At 58.0% G+C, this 14,990-nt stretch carries 13 protein-coding genes; 10 read left to right on the forward strand and 3 right to left on the reverse strand.

Features of this window, described 5'->3' with window-relative positions; genetic code table 11:
• Positions 1–195: 195 nt before the first annotated feature.
• The 3 genes from KI617_RS12390 (at position 196) to KI617_RS12400 (ending at position 3,259) form a co-directional block, all read left to right on the forward strand.
• The gene (locus KI617_RS12390; protein ID WP_226446693.1) at positions 196–735 is read left to right on the forward strand and encodes a TIGR00645 family protein; all 540 of its coding nucleotides are present in this window, start codon (positions 196–198) and stop codon (positions 733–735) included.
• A gap of 13 nt (positions 736–748) precedes the next feature.
• Positions 749–2,281, forward strand: coding sequence for a fumarate hydratase (locus KI617_RS12395; RefSeq protein ID WP_226446695.1), 1,533 nt, complete (start codon positions 749–751; stop codon positions 2,279–2,281).
• A 186-nt stretch (positions 2,282–2,467) separates the two neighbouring features.
• Positions 2,468–3,259 (forward strand): hypothetical protein, encoded by a 792-nt coding sequence (locus tag KI617_RS12400; RefSeq protein WP_226446697.1) that lies wholly within the window; start codon positions 2,468–2,470, stop codon positions 3,257–3,259.
• A 21-nt stretch (positions 3,260–3,280) separates the two neighbouring features.
• Here the strand turns inward: KI617_RS12400 and KI617_RS12405 are convergent, their stop codons facing one another.
• The gene (locus tag KI617_RS12405; protein ID WP_226446699.1) at positions 3,281–4,966 is read right to left on the reverse strand and encodes a CorA family divalent cation transporter; all 1,686 of its coding nucleotides are present in this window, start codon (positions 4,964–4,966) and stop codon (positions 3,281–3,283) included.
• A gap of 133 nt (positions 4,967–5,099) precedes the next feature.
• Positions 5,100–6,401: a GGDEF domain-containing response regulator gene (locus KI617_RS12410; protein ID WP_226446708.1), complete on the reverse strand. Its 1,302-nt coding sequence runs from the start codon at positions 6,399–6,401 to the stop codon at positions 5,100–5,102.
• 252 nt (positions 6,402–6,653) lie between these two features.
• Between KI617_RS12410 and KI617_RS12415 the strand changes: the two genes are divergently transcribed.
• From KI617_RS12415 to ilvN, 4 genes are all read left to right on the forward strand, one after another.
• Positions 6,654–9,113 carry an MASE3 domain-containing protein gene (locus KI617_RS12415; RefSeq protein ID WP_226446710.1) on the forward strand — a complete coding sequence of 820 codons (2,460 nt, stop codon included), beginning with the start codon at positions 6,654–6,656 and terminating at the stop codon, positions 9,111–9,113.
• Between the two features lie 120 nt (positions 9,114–9,233).
• Positions 9,234–9,494 carry a hypothetical protein gene (locus tag KI617_RS12420; protein WP_226446712.1) on the forward strand — a complete coding sequence of 87 codons (261 nt, stop codon included), beginning with the start codon at positions 9,234–9,236 and terminating at the stop codon, positions 9,492–9,494.
• Between the two features lie 367 nt (positions 9,495–9,861).
• On the forward strand, positions 9,862–11,532 hold the full coding sequence (gene ilvB / locus KI617_RS12425; protein ID WP_226446714.1) for an acetolactate synthase large subunit: 1,671 nt from the start codon (positions 9,862–9,864) through the stop codon (positions 11,530–11,532).
• 1 nt (position 11,533) lies between these two features.
• Positions 11,534–11,845: an acetolactate synthase small subunit gene (ilvN, locus tag KI617_RS12430; RefSeq protein ID WP_226446716.1), complete on the forward strand. Its 312-nt coding sequence runs from the start codon at positions 11,534–11,536 to the stop codon at positions 11,843–11,845.
• Between the two features lie 8 nt (positions 11,846–11,853).
• On the opposite strand, the gene KI617_RS12435 is transcribed toward ilvN, so the two are convergent.
• Entirely contained in the window at positions 11,854–12,201 is a 348-nt protein-coding gene (locus KI617_RS12435; RefSeq protein ID WP_226446718.1) for a PilZ domain-containing protein, read from the reverse strand.
• 357 nt (positions 12,202–12,558) lie between these two features.
• Here KI617_RS12435 and KI617_RS12440 point away from each other — a divergent pair, with 357 nt between their 5' ends.
• From KI617_RS12440 to menC, 3 genes are all read left to right on the forward strand, one after another.
• A complete protein-coding gene (locus tag KI617_RS12440) occupies positions 12,559–13,041 on the forward strand; it encodes a bacteriohemerythrin (protein WP_226446720.1) in 483 nt (160 codons plus the stop codon).
• 153 nt (positions 13,042–13,194) lie between these two features.
• Positions 13,195–14,019 (forward strand): 1,4-dihydroxy-2-naphthoyl-CoA synthase, encoded by an 825-nt coding sequence (gene menB / locus KI617_RS12445; protein WP_226446722.1) that lies wholly within the window; start codon positions 13,195–13,197, stop codon positions 14,017–14,019.
• Positions 14,016–14,969, forward strand: a complete 954-nt coding sequence (menC, locus tag KI617_RS12450; protein ID WP_226446724.1) for an o-succinylbenzoate synthase — start codon at positions 14,016–14,018, stop codon at positions 14,967–14,969. The genes menB and menC overlap by 4 nt, the downstream gene beginning before the upstream one ends.
• Positions 14,970–14,990: the final 21 nt, after the last annotated feature.

Here is a 14,990-nt window from a genome sequence, read left to right on the forward strand (position 1 = left end):
AAAGCCGCGCAAGCTGGAGAACACTTCAATCCCCTCGCCAGCGTTGATGCGGCATTAGACGTCGATATTCTTACAAAGGCCTTACGAAATCACGCTGCGCCGCAGCAATTCGGTAACATTTCATGCCAATGACTACCCGCCCGCGGCTCGGCAATTTGGCGTGGTAAACTTCTGGTCCCCCAACCCCACCCATAGATGATGCGCTCGCCAATCAAACACCTCGAATCGTTCATCTTCGCCAGTCGCTGGATACAGGCCCCGCTGTATCTTGGCCTGATCGTTGCCCAGGTCGTCTATTGCTGGCTGTTCATGGTCGAACTGAGCCATTTGGTTCATAACGCCATCGACGCCGCACACATCAGTGAAGCCGAGATCATGCTGTCCGTGCTTGGCCTGATTGACGTCGTGATGATTGCCAATCTGCTGGTCATGGTAATTGTTGGCGGCTACGAAACCTTCGTCTCGCGCCTCGACCTCGAAGACCATCCGGATCAGCCGGAATGGCTTTCCCACGTCAATGCCGGCGTGCTCAAGATCAAGCTGTCGACGGCTATCATCGGCATCTCGTCGATCCACCTGCTGAAGAGCTTCATCAATGCCGCCAACCTGTCCGAGCACACCTTGATGTGGCAGGTCGTCATTCACGTCGTATTCCTTTTCTCCGCCCTGGCCATGGCGCTTGTCGACAAGACCATGACCCAGACCCTTGCCCTGCAACATCAAAAAAACCACTGACCCGGAGTTGCGCATGACCGCCATCAAACAGGAAGACCTGATCCAGTCCGTCGCCGATGCTTTCCAGTACATCAGCTACTACCACCCGCTGGATTACATCAAGGCATTGGGTGAAGCCTATGAGCGCGAAGAATCCCCCGCTGCCAAGGACGCCATTGCCCAGATCCTGACCAACTCCCGGATGTCCGCCGAAGGTCACCGCCCGATCTGCCAGGACACCGGTATCGGCATGGTCTTCATCAAGGTCGGTATGCAGGTCACCTGGCCGGATGCGACGATGAGCATCCAGCAGATGATCGACGAAGGCGTTCGCCGCGCCTACGGCAACCCGGACAACCCGCTGCGCGCCTCGGTGCTGGCCGACCCGGCCGGCGCCCGCAAGAACACCAAGGACAACACCCCGGCCGTCGTCCATTTCGAAATTGTTCCCGGCCATCACGTCGAAGTGATCTGTGCTGCCAAGGGCGGCGGCTCCGAAGCCAAGTCCAAGTTCGCCATGCTCAACCCGTCCGACGATCTCGTCGACTGGGTACTCAAGAAGATCCCGGAAATGGGCGCCGGCTGGTGTCCGCCCGGCATCATCGGCATCGGCATCGGCGGCACGCCGGAAAAGGCGATGCTGCTGGCCAAGGAATCGATCATGGCGCCGGTCGACATCCATGAACTGAAAGCCAAGGCCGCCACCGGCACCAAGCTGACCCGTCCGGAAGAACTGCGCCTTGAACTGATGGAAAAGATCAACGCCCTGGGCGTCGGCGCCCAGGGCCTGGGCGGCCTGACCACCGTGCTCGACGTCAAGGTGCTGGATTATCCCTGCCACGCCGCCAACCTGCCGGTTGCCCTGGTCCCGAACTGCGCCGCAACGCGTCACTGCCATTTCCATCTGGACGGCTCCGGCCCGGCCAAGCTCGAAGTGCCGAAGCTGGAAGACTGGCCGGCCGTCACCTGGACGCCGGACCTCAAGTCGGCGACTCAGGTCAACCTGAACACGCTGACCAAGGAAGAAGTTGCCGCCTGGAAACCGGGCCAGAAGCTGCTCCTCAACGGCAAGATGCTGACCGGCCGCGATGCCGCCCACAAGCGGATTTCCGACATGCTGGCCAAGGGCGAAAAGCTGCCGGTCGACTTCACCAACCGCGTCATTTACTACGTCGGCCCGGTCGATCCGGTGCGTGACGAAGTCGTCGGCCCGGCCGGCCCGACCACCGGCACCCGGATGGACAAGTTCACCCGCATGATGCTCGAGCAGACCGGCCTGATCTCGATGATCGGCAAATCCGAACGCGGCCCGGTCGCCATCGAGGCGATCAAGGACAACAAGTCGGCTTACCTGATGGCCGTCGGCGGCGCCGCCTACCTGGTCGCCAAGGCTATCAAGTCGGCCAAGGTCGTCGGCTTTGCCGATCTGGGCATGGAAGCCATCTACGAGTTTGATGTCGAGAACATGCCGGTGACCGTTGCGGTCGACTCCTCAGGCATCAGCGTGCATGAAACCGGCCCGAAGGAATGGCAAGTCAAGATCGGCAAGATTCCGCTCAAGGCCTGATTGCCACCCAGTCCAAAAAGAAACCCGGCTTCGGCCGGGTTTCTTTTTGGGGAGCGCCGCTTAACCAGCTTATGCCCTTCAAGAGCAGGCAGGTGGTATGCGATATGATTGCAATATCGATTGAGGGCTACCAGAAGAAACATGAACCTCCGTCAAATGTTTGGCGGTGGCTAACCAGTAAAAAATATGTTCCGCAAATTCCGCATCCTGATCCTGCTGCTCATCCTTGCCACCGTTGGCCTTAGCGCATGGCGTTCAAACTCCCGGCTGACGGCCTGGGAGCACACGATTCATGTGGCGATCTACCCGATCGCAGCCGACAACTCGCCAGCCACCACCAGCTACGTCAATAGTCTGAACAAGGACAGCTTTGAGGAGATTGCCCAATGGATGCAGGCACAAACGGACAAGGCGGGCCTTTCGGTGCTGCAGCCCATTGCCCTGAACGTCGCGCCGACAATCACCGAGCAGCCACCAATGCCCCCCCGCCAGCCGAGTGTGCTGGATGCCATCCTGTGGAGTCTGAAATTTCGTTGGTGGGCTTCGCAGCATGATCAGATTGCCGGGCCAAAGCCGCATATTCGGCTATTCGTGCTGTTTCACGATCCTGAACGAAACGGCGTGGTGCCGCATTCGACGGGCCTTTCCAAAGGGCAGATCGGCATCATCCACGCTTATGCCAGCCGCCAGCAGCGCCGGCAAAACAACGTGGTGATTGCCCATGAACTGCTGCACACCTTCGGCGCCACGGACAAATACGACCTCAGCACCCTGCAGCCGATCTATCCGCAGGGTTACGCCGAGCCGGAGCGCAACCCTCGCCTACCGCAAGCCATGGCCGAAATCATGGGTGGCCGCACCCCGATTGAGGCGAACTCGTCCGAAATCCCGGACGGGCTGGCCGATACGCTCATTGGCCCCGAAACGGCGCAGGAAATCGGCATGCTTCGAACTGCAGCCAACCCACACAAAAACTGAAATGATTGGCGGGCGAGCGAATCAGCGCTCGGTCCGCCCCACCACACCCCACAGCGCGCGAAATTTGCCCAGCAGCGTCAGTCTTTCATCCGACATGGCTTCGAGGAAATCCGAAAGCCGTTTTGACTTGGCGACGGCAAACAGCACCAGGGCGATGAAAATGGACGTCGCGACCAGGCCGTGTACGGCACGCTCCAGTAAGGAACCTTCGCCGAACGGGATGATGTTCATGCCGAAGTAGCCAGTCGTCACGGTCGCGATCAAGCCGAGAATGGTGATCACGGTCAGCCTGACAACGGTGTTGGACTGCCGGCGCTGTGAATCGCTATCGAGGTAGTGACTCATTTCGCGAATTTCGTCGCGGACATCGTCGTACATCTCATCGTTGCGCAAATGGTTTGCACACAGCCGATACATCGCCTGAACGTGCGGCCGTTCGGACAGTTCATGGAACCAGTAGCGGTGCGTGAAGCGCAGGAAGGTTTCGAAATTGGCCCGGATGCGCCGCTTGAAACGACGGACCGAAACGTCGTTGCGAATATCGAGGTCATTGACCGCATCGACCAGCACTTCTGAGAAAGCCAGCAACGATGCCCGGTGCAGATGGGCAATCAGGAAGACCAGAAAATACTGGTGACGGAACTGGGCCAATACCCCGCGTTCACCGTCCATAAAGAAAGGAAACGCCGCATCGCCAACCACCGTAAAGGCGTTGCCGGTGCACATGAAGCGGGTATTCGGCCCGGCCTCACTGTCGGTCCAGAAACGATCCTGACAGAACCGCTTTTCGAATTCGATGACCATCGGCTCGTTGATCGGCAAGGTCTCGTTCGGGTGCAACATGGTTGCCAGGCCTAATCGCACCCAGTCCTCGCGGCTCAGGGCGCGCGGCTGATCGACCGCCAGGAAGGCCATGACCGGCATGCGCTGATATTCGATCAGGCGGTAACGCAGATCCCCTGCCTCATCGGAATGCGCCAGCACCATCGGACGCAGCAGGCTGGCCCAATGCTCAGAAATACAGGGGCTGCGATGCTCGCAGACGTAACTGAGATATTTCTCCCGCTTTTCGGCGTCGGAGCGGGCGATGACCTGACCATCAAGTCCGATCCACTCGGCGAGATAGACGTTGTGAAGCCCCTCGCCGCCCTCCTCCCAACCCGACGGATAGGCTCGACCAAAGCGGAAGAGGATGTCACGAACCGTCGCCAGCGGCAGATCGTTGCCGCGAACCTCCAGATTGAGCTGCACCACATCGAGATCGTGGAAAAAATAAAGGTCAAGATGAACGATGTGCAACTCGATCGGCGCCTGCCCTTTGCGCAGCGTCAGGCGCAAGCGGGCAATATCCTTGCGCCGGAATACGTGCATCGGCGAATTGCCTGGCGGATCATCCGGCAAGGACTTGCGCGACCGACCCTCACCATAGAGAAAGCGCTGGACATAGGGCAGGAAGGAGACGAATTCCCGGTAATGACGCTCCTTGAACTGGCTGGCATCGGCCGTGAATTCATCATCGATCCTTTGCCACGGGTGAATATTCGAGCGCGACTCGAACAGCTCCCAATGCCGACCATCGCTAGCATCGACGGCCAGCGGTTCAAGCTGCAACGGCCAGACCAGGCTGGCGTGAAACAGCCGGACGTAAGCGCAACTCTTTTCGTCCTGCGTTGAAGTGCTTCGGGATTCGCCGTTTGCCATACTCATTGCTACGCCTATCGAAAGCCATGGAAGAGCCAGCCCGGACAATCACCGTCAGTTGGCAGCCCTGCCATTATGAACAGATTCGCCAAGTAGAAAAGCCGGCATTGGCCGGCTTTTCTACTTGGGAGACAAATGGTCAGGTCACCATTCGTTCGGCTCGCGCCCTGTCCCACAAGCGCTTGTTCATTTCGTCGATCGGCAGGCCGAAACGGAAACTTCTTTCGAGTTCCTTTAGGATAGGCATCAGTTGCAGGCCGACATTCCCCAGACACGGCCTTAAAACGGCCGGATCCACCGTAGCCAGAAGCTCCTTCAATTGCGGCACGAAGGCGTCACAACTACCCATTCCGGACCCTTGGTAGTCCGAACTGGCCGCAACCCGGTTGCCACCGGCACGTCTGGCAAGCTCCAGACGCTCATAGGCCAGTTGCAGCAGTTCCTGCCCCGACAATACGACGCCATCATCAGGAACAAGTGCGATACCAACGCTGACCGTCAGATCGATACGCTTGCCGCGAACCGATATCTGAGCCGCCGCCATTGCCTTGCAGATTCGATTGGCAAATCCGGCACAAACGGGCGATGTCGTCGAGTGCGCCACAATGACGACCAGGCCATTGGCGAGCTGGCCGATACAGTCCTCCGGCCTGATTTTTCTCGCCAGCATGAAGGAGAATTTCTGCGCGGTTCTCGCTGCCAGTTCGGCGCCATAGCGCGAAACCAGGGCGTCATAGCCATCCAGACCAAAGGCCAGAATGCCCACCCCGTGGCCTTCTATGGCATGCGGCAAGCGCTTCGCCAGGCATTCCTCAAGCTTTTCCTGGGCCAGAACGGCATCTTCGTTGCAATAGACGTCATCAGAGACATCGGTATCCGTTTTCTCTTCTTCCTCAAGCCCGGCCAGCCCGCCAAGCTGCCCCATGATGTCGCTGACCCCAACGTCGGTCCGCACCCCGACATCATCGAGTACATCATCGGCCGGCGGCACGGTATCGTGTTGGAAGACGCCGGAAACACGATCCACAAAGCCCCCGAGCACCTCGGTCTCTTCACCCCGAAATTCCTGCAGCGAGGCAATGAGACCTTCCAGCGAAAGATTGCTGGCATCCTTGGAGATGAAGTCCGTTACGCCGCAATTCCGCGCATGTGCCCGGTCTTCTGCCGAAAAGGAACTGGAAACCACCAGAAAAAAAGGCACATTTTTCAAACGCGATAGTTTGCTGGCCCGAATGCGTTCGACAAGGCCAAGCCCATCCAGCCGGGTCAGGCTCAAGCCTGAAACGACGGCAACAATGGCACTGTCGAGAACGAGCGTCTGCCATGCCGACTCTCCACTTGCTTCCTCTCGCACTTCAAAATGCTCAGCCAGTTGCTTGGTCAGCGAGGCACGAACTACTTTCGATGCATCAGCCACCAGAACCTTGCGTTTATTCGTCATGTCTAGTCCGATTTTCCAGCCGTTTCAAACGGTTGAATGTCATATTTCGTCAGATCGAGAGTTTAAGCGAGGCACCGCCTTGGCAGTCAAGCAAAAGACACGCAAATATTTGTTAATAATAGAAAAAGCGGCAACCGTATCAATAAAACCCTGGTTTTTTACAGACCGAAATACCAATGCCATACTGAAAGTGCTAAGGTGTGCCCCCTGGAAAATCGCTCAGTGACAACAACATGGGGAGAAGCACTGTAAATGCTGGGAAACAAGGACATTGGGGAACACTTGTTCCCCACCTATCTGGTCGTTGCCTTGACCTTGCTTCTCGCACTGGGCAATACCCTGCCGCCGACCAAATTCTTCGCCTCACCGGAACACTACCTTCCGCTGCATAGCGTTCTCGAGTTCCTTGCTCTGACCATTTCGGCAATGGTTTTCAGCCTGGCCTGGAACCTGAGAACACAGCCCCGGAGCAGCAACAACCTGCTCATGGGGATTGGCCTGCTGGTGGTCTGCCTGATCGATCTGGCCCATACCCTGTCGTACAACGGGATGCCAAGCCTGGTAACGCCCAGTTCCCCGGAGAAAGCGATCAATTTCTGGCTGGCCGGCCGGTTTATTGCAGCGCTGACGCTTCTCGCCTTCGCAACCTTGCCGGAAAGAACATGGTCAGCCCTAACTTCCGGGCTGATGTTGTCTGGCGGGCTTGTGGTTGCCGCACTGGTTTGGTGGGTCGGTCTATTTCATGCGGACATTTTGCCCCGCACATTTGTACCGGGGGAAGGCCTGACCCTCTTCAAGATTGCCGCCGAATACAGTTTGAGTTTTATCTACGGTAGCGCAGCCCTGCTCCTGTATTTTCGCAGCAAGAAAACCCATCGCCCGGAGCTTGGCTGGATTGCTGCTGCAGCCTGGATACTCGGCCTGGCCGAGATGTTCTTTACGCTTTACGTGGATGTCACGGACCTTTTCAATCTCCTTGGGCATGTCTACAAGGCCCTTGCTTACTGGATGATTTATCGGGCCCTCTTCGCCGAAGGTGTACGCGCGCCCCAACGTACGCTCAGCCGGCAGGCGCAGCGCCTGGCCGCCATTCTGGACGGCACCAACGTCGGCACGTGGGAGTGGAATGTTCAGACCAGCACGGTCATTTTCAATGAACGCTGGGCCAACATCATCGGCTATGAACTGGCTGAACTTCAGCCGGTGAATTTCGAGACCTGGATCCGCTTTGTCCATCCGGACGATATTCAGACATCGCGATTTTTGCTTGAACAGCATTTTTCCGGCGAGATCCCCTATTACGAATGCGTTGTCCGCATGCGCCACAAGGATGGCCACTGGGTGTGGGTACTCGATCGGGGTCGCGTTGCGACTTGGGCTGCTGATGGCAAACCGCTCTGGATGTTTGGCACTCACCAGGACATCACGGCGCAAAAAATGGCCGAACAGGAGTTGTTATCCCATCGCGACCATCTGGAAGAACTGGTGAGTGTCAGAACACATGATCTGTCCATTGCCAAGGAAGCGGCCGATGCCGCGAGTCGGGCAAAAAGTGCCTTCCTGTCCAACATGAGTCACGAACTGCGAACGCCACTGCACGGCATTCTCGGCCTGGGCAACATTTTAAAAGGCAAGCTCAATGACCCAAAATGCCAGTTGCTGCTCGATAAATTACTGGCCACCGCTTCACACATGAAAGACGTGGTTAATAACGTCCTCGACCTGGCCCGCATCGAGGCAGGCCGATTTGTGATCGAAAATGCGGTTTTCTCGACCTCAACGCTGAAGGAAAAACTGGACTCGATCTGTGGCACCAACGCCCAGGCCAAAGGATTGGCATACCAGGCAGATTTCAATCTGCCGCCCCAACTTCACGGTGACTCGGTGCAGATTCTCCAGGTACTGATCAACATCGTCGGCAATGCAGTCAAATTTACCGAACAGGGCAGCATCAGCGTCCGCGCCTTCGTTCTCTCCGATGAGGGCTCCCGCCTGCGGCTGTGTTTTGAAGTCCGTGATACCGGCATCGGCATTCCACCGGAAAAGCTGGAAAGCATATTTGAAGATTTCGAACAGGCCGATGGCGGTATCAACCGGAAATACGGGGGTTCCGGCCTGGGCCTCGCCATCACCCGCCGACTGGTGCAATTGATGGATGGGAAAACACAGGTTGAGAGTCAGTCTGGCGTTGGCAGCGTCTTCCGCTTTGAAATCAATGTCGGAAAAGTGCCGGGCCAGAATGCCGGCGCGCCCCCGGAAGCTTCATCGACACGATCCGAGAGTCTCAAGGGGGCTCGCATACTGGTCGTCGATGACGAACCGCTGAATAGCATGATCCTGACCGAGATACTGTCCGAGCTTCAGGTCAGCGTATCACTGGCAGAAAATGGCCAAAGCGCCCTTGATCAGGCCAAGGCGGAACTTTTCGATCTGATCCTGATGGATATGCAGATGCCCATCCTGAATGGGTTGGACGCAACCCGACAAATTCGCCGTATCGCGGGGTATGAAGAAATCCCCATCATCGCCCTGACGGCCAATGTCCAGCCAGAGCACAAGGCGCAAGCCAACGAAGCCGGAATGAACGATTTCCTGGGAAAACCATTCAATTTCGATGACTTGCTGGCAAAAGTCAGCTACTGGCTGCAAGCGACAGGCTGGCCAGAGAACAGCATTCCGGAGACCCAGCGCCAGCCGGCTTCAATCGCCTGAGCGGCAACCCCAGGCCTCTCCCCTATTCCGGCAATTTGAAAAACTGTTTATGACAGAGTGTGGAATTTGCCACGGATACCCAAACAACATTGCAGTAACGTATGTGCAGGAGGTATTGATATGACAATTAGTGCAAACATTGTGCTGTTCAAGAACGAATTCGTTGCATCGTTAAGCGATGGTCGCCACATTGAGCAGTCTGATCTCCGTGAAATGGCCAATGTCTTACATCGGGCCGGGGTATTAGCCAGCGACGTCCAGTTCGACTGGAGCGGGAGCGCCGGGCAGCGCATGATCACGGCTGGCCAGCAAGTCGCCCTGCGTGCGGAAATGCGCCGCTTGGCAAACGTTAAAGTCAATGGCCTGGCCATCGCAGCATAGAGCGATATTGCCCGCCAAGATTCTAAAAACAGTGCATCAGACCCCGTGTACCAACTTGATCAAGCCCAATAACCCTGTTGTTAATGGGCTTGATTTTCAGTTTTGACTCAGCGATAGTTAGCCCTCTTCTAAATTTCACGAATCCCAAATCCGCATGAACGCTGCCCGTACTGCCCACCGCTCCAACACTGCCCGCGCAGTGCTGCCGGTCGTCGTACGCGTAGTCGTCGTAGGCGTCGTTACGGACACGCCGTCGCGGATCGGGTAAGCAGAAGCAGCACAAAATTCCCAACCCCCGCCGGCGCAAACCGGCGGGGGTTTTGTTTTGGAGCCCGCCGGTTGCGCCACCAACCGAAAGGAAAGCTCCATGACAGAAACCCTTACCGGCGCCCAGATCACCATCCGCCTGCTCGAACGCCAGGGCATCCGCACCGTTGCCGGCATTCCCGGCGGCGCCATCCTGCCGATCTACGATGCACTTGGGCAGTCGACCGCCATCCACCATGTGCTGGCCCGCCACGAGCAGGGAGCTGGCTTCATGGCTCAGGGCATGGCACGCGCTACCGGTCAGCCGGCCGTCTGCCTCGCATCCTCCGGCCCAGGTGCGACCAATCTGCTGACGGCCATCGCTGACGCCAAGCTCGACTCGATCCCGCTGGTTGCCATCACCGGGCAGGTACCCAAGGCGATGATCGGCACCGATGCTTTTCAGGAAGTCGACACCTACGGCCTTTCCATCCCGATCACCAAGCACAATTTCCTGGTTTCCTCAGCCGAAGAACTGCTCGCCGTGATTCCCCGCGCCTTCGAGATCGCCGCCTCGGGCCGGCCCGGGCCAGTACTGATCGACATCCCGAAGGACGTGCAGACCCAGGCGATCGAAATCAGCGAATGGCCGGAACCCGGCCGTGCCCAGCCCGCTGCTCCGGCCGACCCGGTGCTGATTGCCGAGGCGGCAAGCATGATCAATGCAGCCGAGCGGCCGATCCTCTATCTGGGCGGAGGTGTCGTGCACTCAGGCGCGGCAGAGAGTGCGGTCGAGCTTGCCGAAAAAGCCGGCTTGCCGACCGTGATGACGCTGATGGCACTCGGCACCATGCCGGTCGATCACCCACTGGCCCTTGGCATGCTGGGCATGCATGCCGCACGTTACACCAACCTGGCACTCGAAGAATGCGACCTGCTGATCGCCATCGGCGCCCGCTTTGACGATAGAGCGACCGGCAAGGTGGCTGCTTTTTGCCCGCAGGCGAAGATCATTCATATCGACATCGACCCGGCCGAACTCGACAAGATCAAGACGGCACACATCGCTATCACCGCTGATGTACAGGAGGCGCTCAACCAATTGCTACCAAGCGTGACTCAGACAAACCGAACGCTCTGGGTTGAGCGCAGCAATGCCTTGAAGGCTGAATTTCCGTTCGATATGTCCGGCAGCGACAACCCGCGTTCGCACTTCGGGCTGATCCGCACCGTTGCCGCCTGCCTGGACAATGAAGCGACCATCACCACCGACGTGGGCCAGCACCAGATGTGGGTGGCCCAAGCCTACCCACTGCGCCGGCCTCGCCAGTGGCTGACTTCCGGCGGCCTTGGCACCATGGGCTTCGGCGTACCGGCAGCTATCGGCGCCGCCCTGGCCGAGCCACAGCGCACCGTAATCTGCTTCACCGGCGACGGCTCCATCCTGATGAATATCCAGGAACTGGTCACCGCCGCCGAGGAAAACGTCAATATCAAAATCGTGCTGATGGATAACGCGACGCTCGGTCTGGTGCACCAGCAGCAGACGCTGTTCTATGGTGAACGACTATTTGCCTCACAGTTCAAATCGTCGCCGGACTTCATCAAGATCGCGCAGGGCTTCGGCATTGCTGCCATCGACCTCGATCAGGCGGCCAACCCGTGCGCCGCATTGATGGAAGCCATCGCCCGCCCGGGTCCCTGCCTGATCCACGTCAGCATTGATGCCGAGCAGAAGGTCTACCCCATGGTGCCGCCGGGTGCCGCCAACCGCGACATGATTGGAGCCTGAAATGAACGCAATCGCGAAAAACGAACAAAACGCCCTTGCCCGCGCCGTGCTGGAAATCGACGTCAACAATCATCCCGGCGTGATGTCACACGTTGTCGGCCTGTTCTCCCGGCGCGCCTATAACGTCGAAGGCATCCTCTGCCTGCCAGTCGGCGATGGCAGCCAGAGCCGCATCTGGCTGATGCTCATTGAAGATCAACGTTTACCGCAGATGATGAAACAGGTGGAAAAACTAGAGGATGTCATCGCCATCCGCCGGCACAACGCGGACCATGCTGTGTTTCAGGATCTGGAGAGCTTCTTCCGACCCTGAACATCCAATCAGGAAGCTGCCGGGTTTTCCCGGCACTTCCGCTTGTATTCGCGGATCAGTTCCAGCTCATCGTCACTGATCGACTCGAAGCGCAGACCGACCAGGCGCCGCTCGCCCATGCGGCGGATCCGCATCACGCTGACGTAGGCCTCGATCGTACCGCCCAGGTCCGGCGAGTCAATCCGGCAGACGCCCACTTCGCCACTCGGCTTGGATCCCAGAATGGCAGCGTCAATCAGCACACCGACGCCAGACACCGATATATCCGCCGCCGGCAACTCCAGCATGTGCCCGCCAATACTCAGACTGACGTGACCTTTCAGATAAACACGGGGGGCGCGACGACGTTCTCTCACGATAAATTTCCAGCGGACTATCGAGTTCACATTTTCCCACGCTCCGCTTCGTCACGCACAGGTAAAACTCAGACAGCATGGTAAAGCGGCGTTAAGGAAAAATCAGCGATCGATGATGGACAAAAACATGGCGCTTTTTGAAGCGGCCTTCTCCGAAGCTTTTGACCCAGATCAATATAGCCACTATCCAAGTAATGGAAAGTGACGCCTATTTTCCGTTAACACTGTTTCAAAAACCGGGGCCAGAAAACCAGTAGCGTCAATGGAGCACCCGGATAGAACTTCTCGATTCAGACAAAAAATCAGAAACAAAGCGCACACGGACGCCACTACACATTCGATTCATGGAGAACAGAAATGCCAATTACCTGGGATAGCAGGCTGGACACTGGGATTGACGTCATCGACGCCCAGCACAAAAGAATCGTCGATTACATCAACGATCTTGAAATTGCCAAGATCAAGGGCAACAAAGCGCTGACGATGGAAGTGATTGAACAGTTGATCGACTACACACAGTCACATTTCGGTTTTGAAGAATCAATGCTCGAGGAAGCTGGTTACAAATTCCTCAAGCCGCACAAGAAGGTGCACGAACTGTTCATCAAGCGGGTCACCGAATTCACCATGCGGGCAGCCAAAGGTGAAGACATTGCCGACGAACTGCACTCCATGCTGGCCAAATGGCTGCTCAACCATATCGCCAACGAAGACCGGGATTATTCTGACACGGTCAAGAATATGGTCGGCGCAGAGGCGGCGCACCACGAAAACAATGCGGTGATACCCGCTGCCCGCTCCGGTTTCATTTCCGGCTTGCTGGGACGCTTCTTCCGCTGATCCTGCCAGCCGCTGAGAGCCCATCGGCATTACCCGATTGGCTCTCCCTGCTGCAAGCTGACTTCGCAGGCAAGCAGTGAGCTGCGAGGCACATCAAATCAGGCAAGCCCTGCCGGCGCTATACTTCGGGCCATTGCAACCCAATGCCGAATCATGACCCACAGCATCCGCTGGCAGAGCGCCCACACCTATTCCGACATCCTCTACGAAACCTCTGAGGGGATTGCCAAGATCACCATCAACCGGCCCGAGCGGCGCAATGCCTTCCGTCCGGAAACAGTCAGTGAATTGATCGACGCCTTCCACCGCGCCCATCACGACAATGCCATCGGTGCCATCATCCTGACCGGTGCCGGCAACGAAGCCTTCTGCTCTGGCGGTGACCAGAAGGTGCGCGGCGAAGAAGGCTATATCGACGAAGGTGGTACCCCCCACCTCAATGTGCTCGACCTGCAAATGCAGATTCGCCGACTGCCCAAGCCGGTGGTAGCCATGGTCGCCGGCTATGCGATCGGTGGCGGCCATGTGCTGCACCTGGTTTGCGATCTCTCCATCGCGGCCGACAACGCCCGCTTCGGCCAGACCGGACCCCGTGTCGGCAGTTTCGATGCTGGCCTCGGCGCTGGACTGATGGCCCGCACCATCGGTCTGAAACGTGCCAAGGAAGTCTGGTTGCTCTGCCGCCAGTACGACGCCGCCACAGCACTCGACTGGGGCTTGGTCAACGCCGTCGTTCCCGTCGAAAAACTGGAAGCCGAAACCGTTGCCTGGTGCCGCGACATGCTGCAACTGTCGCCAATGGCGCTGCGCATGATCAAGGCCGGCTTCAACGCCGATACCGATGGGCTGGCTGGCATTCAGGAACTGGCCGGCAATGCCACCGGCCTGTTCTACATGAGCGAAGAAGGCCAGGAAGGCCGTAACGCCTGGCTCGAACGCCGCCCACCCGATTTCGGCAAGTACCGCAAACGGCCGTGAACATCGTTGCAGCCGACTGGCTGCCCTACACCCTCTCGCTGAGAGCCCCTTGGCAAACCAGCCAGGGAGCATTCAGCGAGCGTAGCGGCCGCCTGCTGCGATTGCAGGCAACAGAAGGACTAAGCGGCTGGGGTGATGCCGCCCCGCTGCCCGAATTCGGCATCAGCGAAGCAGCAGCTACGGCCTTCGCCGACGAAACGGCACGCCTTGATCTCATCGCTCAAAAAGATGGGCTGCCGCTCAACGCCTGGCTGAGCGGCGAGCTACCAATAACCAGCCTCGGGGTCAATGCCAATCTGGGAGCGATTGCCACCATCACCAGCAATGCCCTGAAAAGCGCTGCCGATGCCGGTTTCTCTATCGTCAAGATAAAACTTGGTCAGCAAGCCGTTGCCAAGGAAATCACCTTGCTGCGACAACTCTGCCTTGAGCTTCCAGCAACGCTGACGCTACGCCTCGACGCCAACCGGGCCTGGCATTTTGCCGAGGCAAAAATCTTCGTCGAGGTCTGCACCGGCCTGCCCATTGAAGGGCTGGAAGAGCCGCTCACCGAGGCAGATCCAGTCGCTCTCGCTCAATTGCAGTCGGCCGCAAACTTTCCGCTCGCTATCGACGAATCCATCCACTTGCTCGACGCTCACTTCTTTCAGTATCCACCGGTGCGCCGCATCGTCATCAAACCGGCCCGCCAGGGCGGCCTGCTGGCCAGCACCGAACTCGCCTTGCGCGCCCGCGCCTCAGGTATCGAAGTCATCATCACTTCCAGCCTGGAAAGCGCCTGCGGCCTGCTCGCCTGCGCCCATCTGGCAGCAGCAGTGGCACCGGATTCCATCCATGGACTGGGAACAGCCGATTGGTTTTTGCAGGATACCGGAACAGCACCGGCCATCCGCAGTGGCCGGTTGCAGCTACCGGGCACTCCCGGTCTGGGTTTTCAGCCTGCAGGCTGAAAAGCATCCTATCAAGCTTCC

It is taken from the genome of Ferribacterium limneticum, assembly GCF_020510625.1.
Taxonomy (GTDB): domain Bacteria; phylum Pseudomonadota; class Gammaproteobacteria; order Burkholderiales; family Rhodocyclaceae; genus Azonexus; species Azonexus limneticus_A.

What these genes read in the sequence shown, in the direction of transcription:
- KI617_RS12390 (WP_226446693.1), top strand. Translation starts at nt 196, where the DNA reads ATGATGCGCTCGCCAATCAAACACCTCGAATCGTTCATCTTCGCCAGT.
- KI617_RS12395 (WP_226446695.1), top strand. Translation starts at nt 749, where the DNA reads ATGACCGCCATCAAACAGGAAGACCTGATCCAGTCCGTCGCCGATGCT.
- KI617_RS12400 (WP_226446697.1), top strand. Translation starts at nt 2,468, where the DNA reads ATGTTCCGCAAATTCCGCATCCTGATCCTGCTGCTCATCCTTGCCACC.
- KI617_RS12405 (WP_226446699.1), bottom strand. Translation starts at nt 4,966, where the DNA reads ATGAGTATGGCAAACGGCGAATCCCGAAGCACTTCAACGCAGGACGAA.
- KI617_RS12410 (WP_226446708.1), bottom strand. Translation starts at nt 6,401, where the DNA reads ATGACGAATAAACGCAAGGTTCTGGTGGCTGATGCATCGAAAGTAGTT.
- KI617_RS12415 (WP_226446710.1), top strand. Translation starts at nt 6,654, where the DNA reads ATGCTGGGAAACAAGGACATTGGGGAACACTTGTTCCCCACCTATCTG.
- KI617_RS12420 (WP_226446712.1), top strand. Translation starts at nt 9,234, where the DNA reads ATGACAATTAGTGCAAACATTGTGCTGTTCAAGAACGAATTCGTTGCA.
- ilvB (WP_226446714.1), top strand. Translation starts at nt 9,862, where the DNA reads ATGACAGAAACCCTTACCGGCGCCCAGATCACCATCCGCCTGCTCGAA.
- ilvN (WP_226446716.1), top strand. Translation starts at nt 11,534, where the DNA reads ATGAACGCAATCGCGAAAAACGAACAAAACGCCCTTGCCCGCGCCGTG.
- KI617_RS12440 (WP_226446720.1), top strand. Translation starts at nt 12,559, where the DNA reads ATGCCAATTACCTGGGATAGCAGGCTGGACACTGGGATTGACGTCATC.
- menB (WP_226446722.1), top strand. Translation starts at nt 13,195, where the DNA reads ATGACCCACAGCATCCGCTGGCAGAGCGCCCACACCTATTCCGACATC.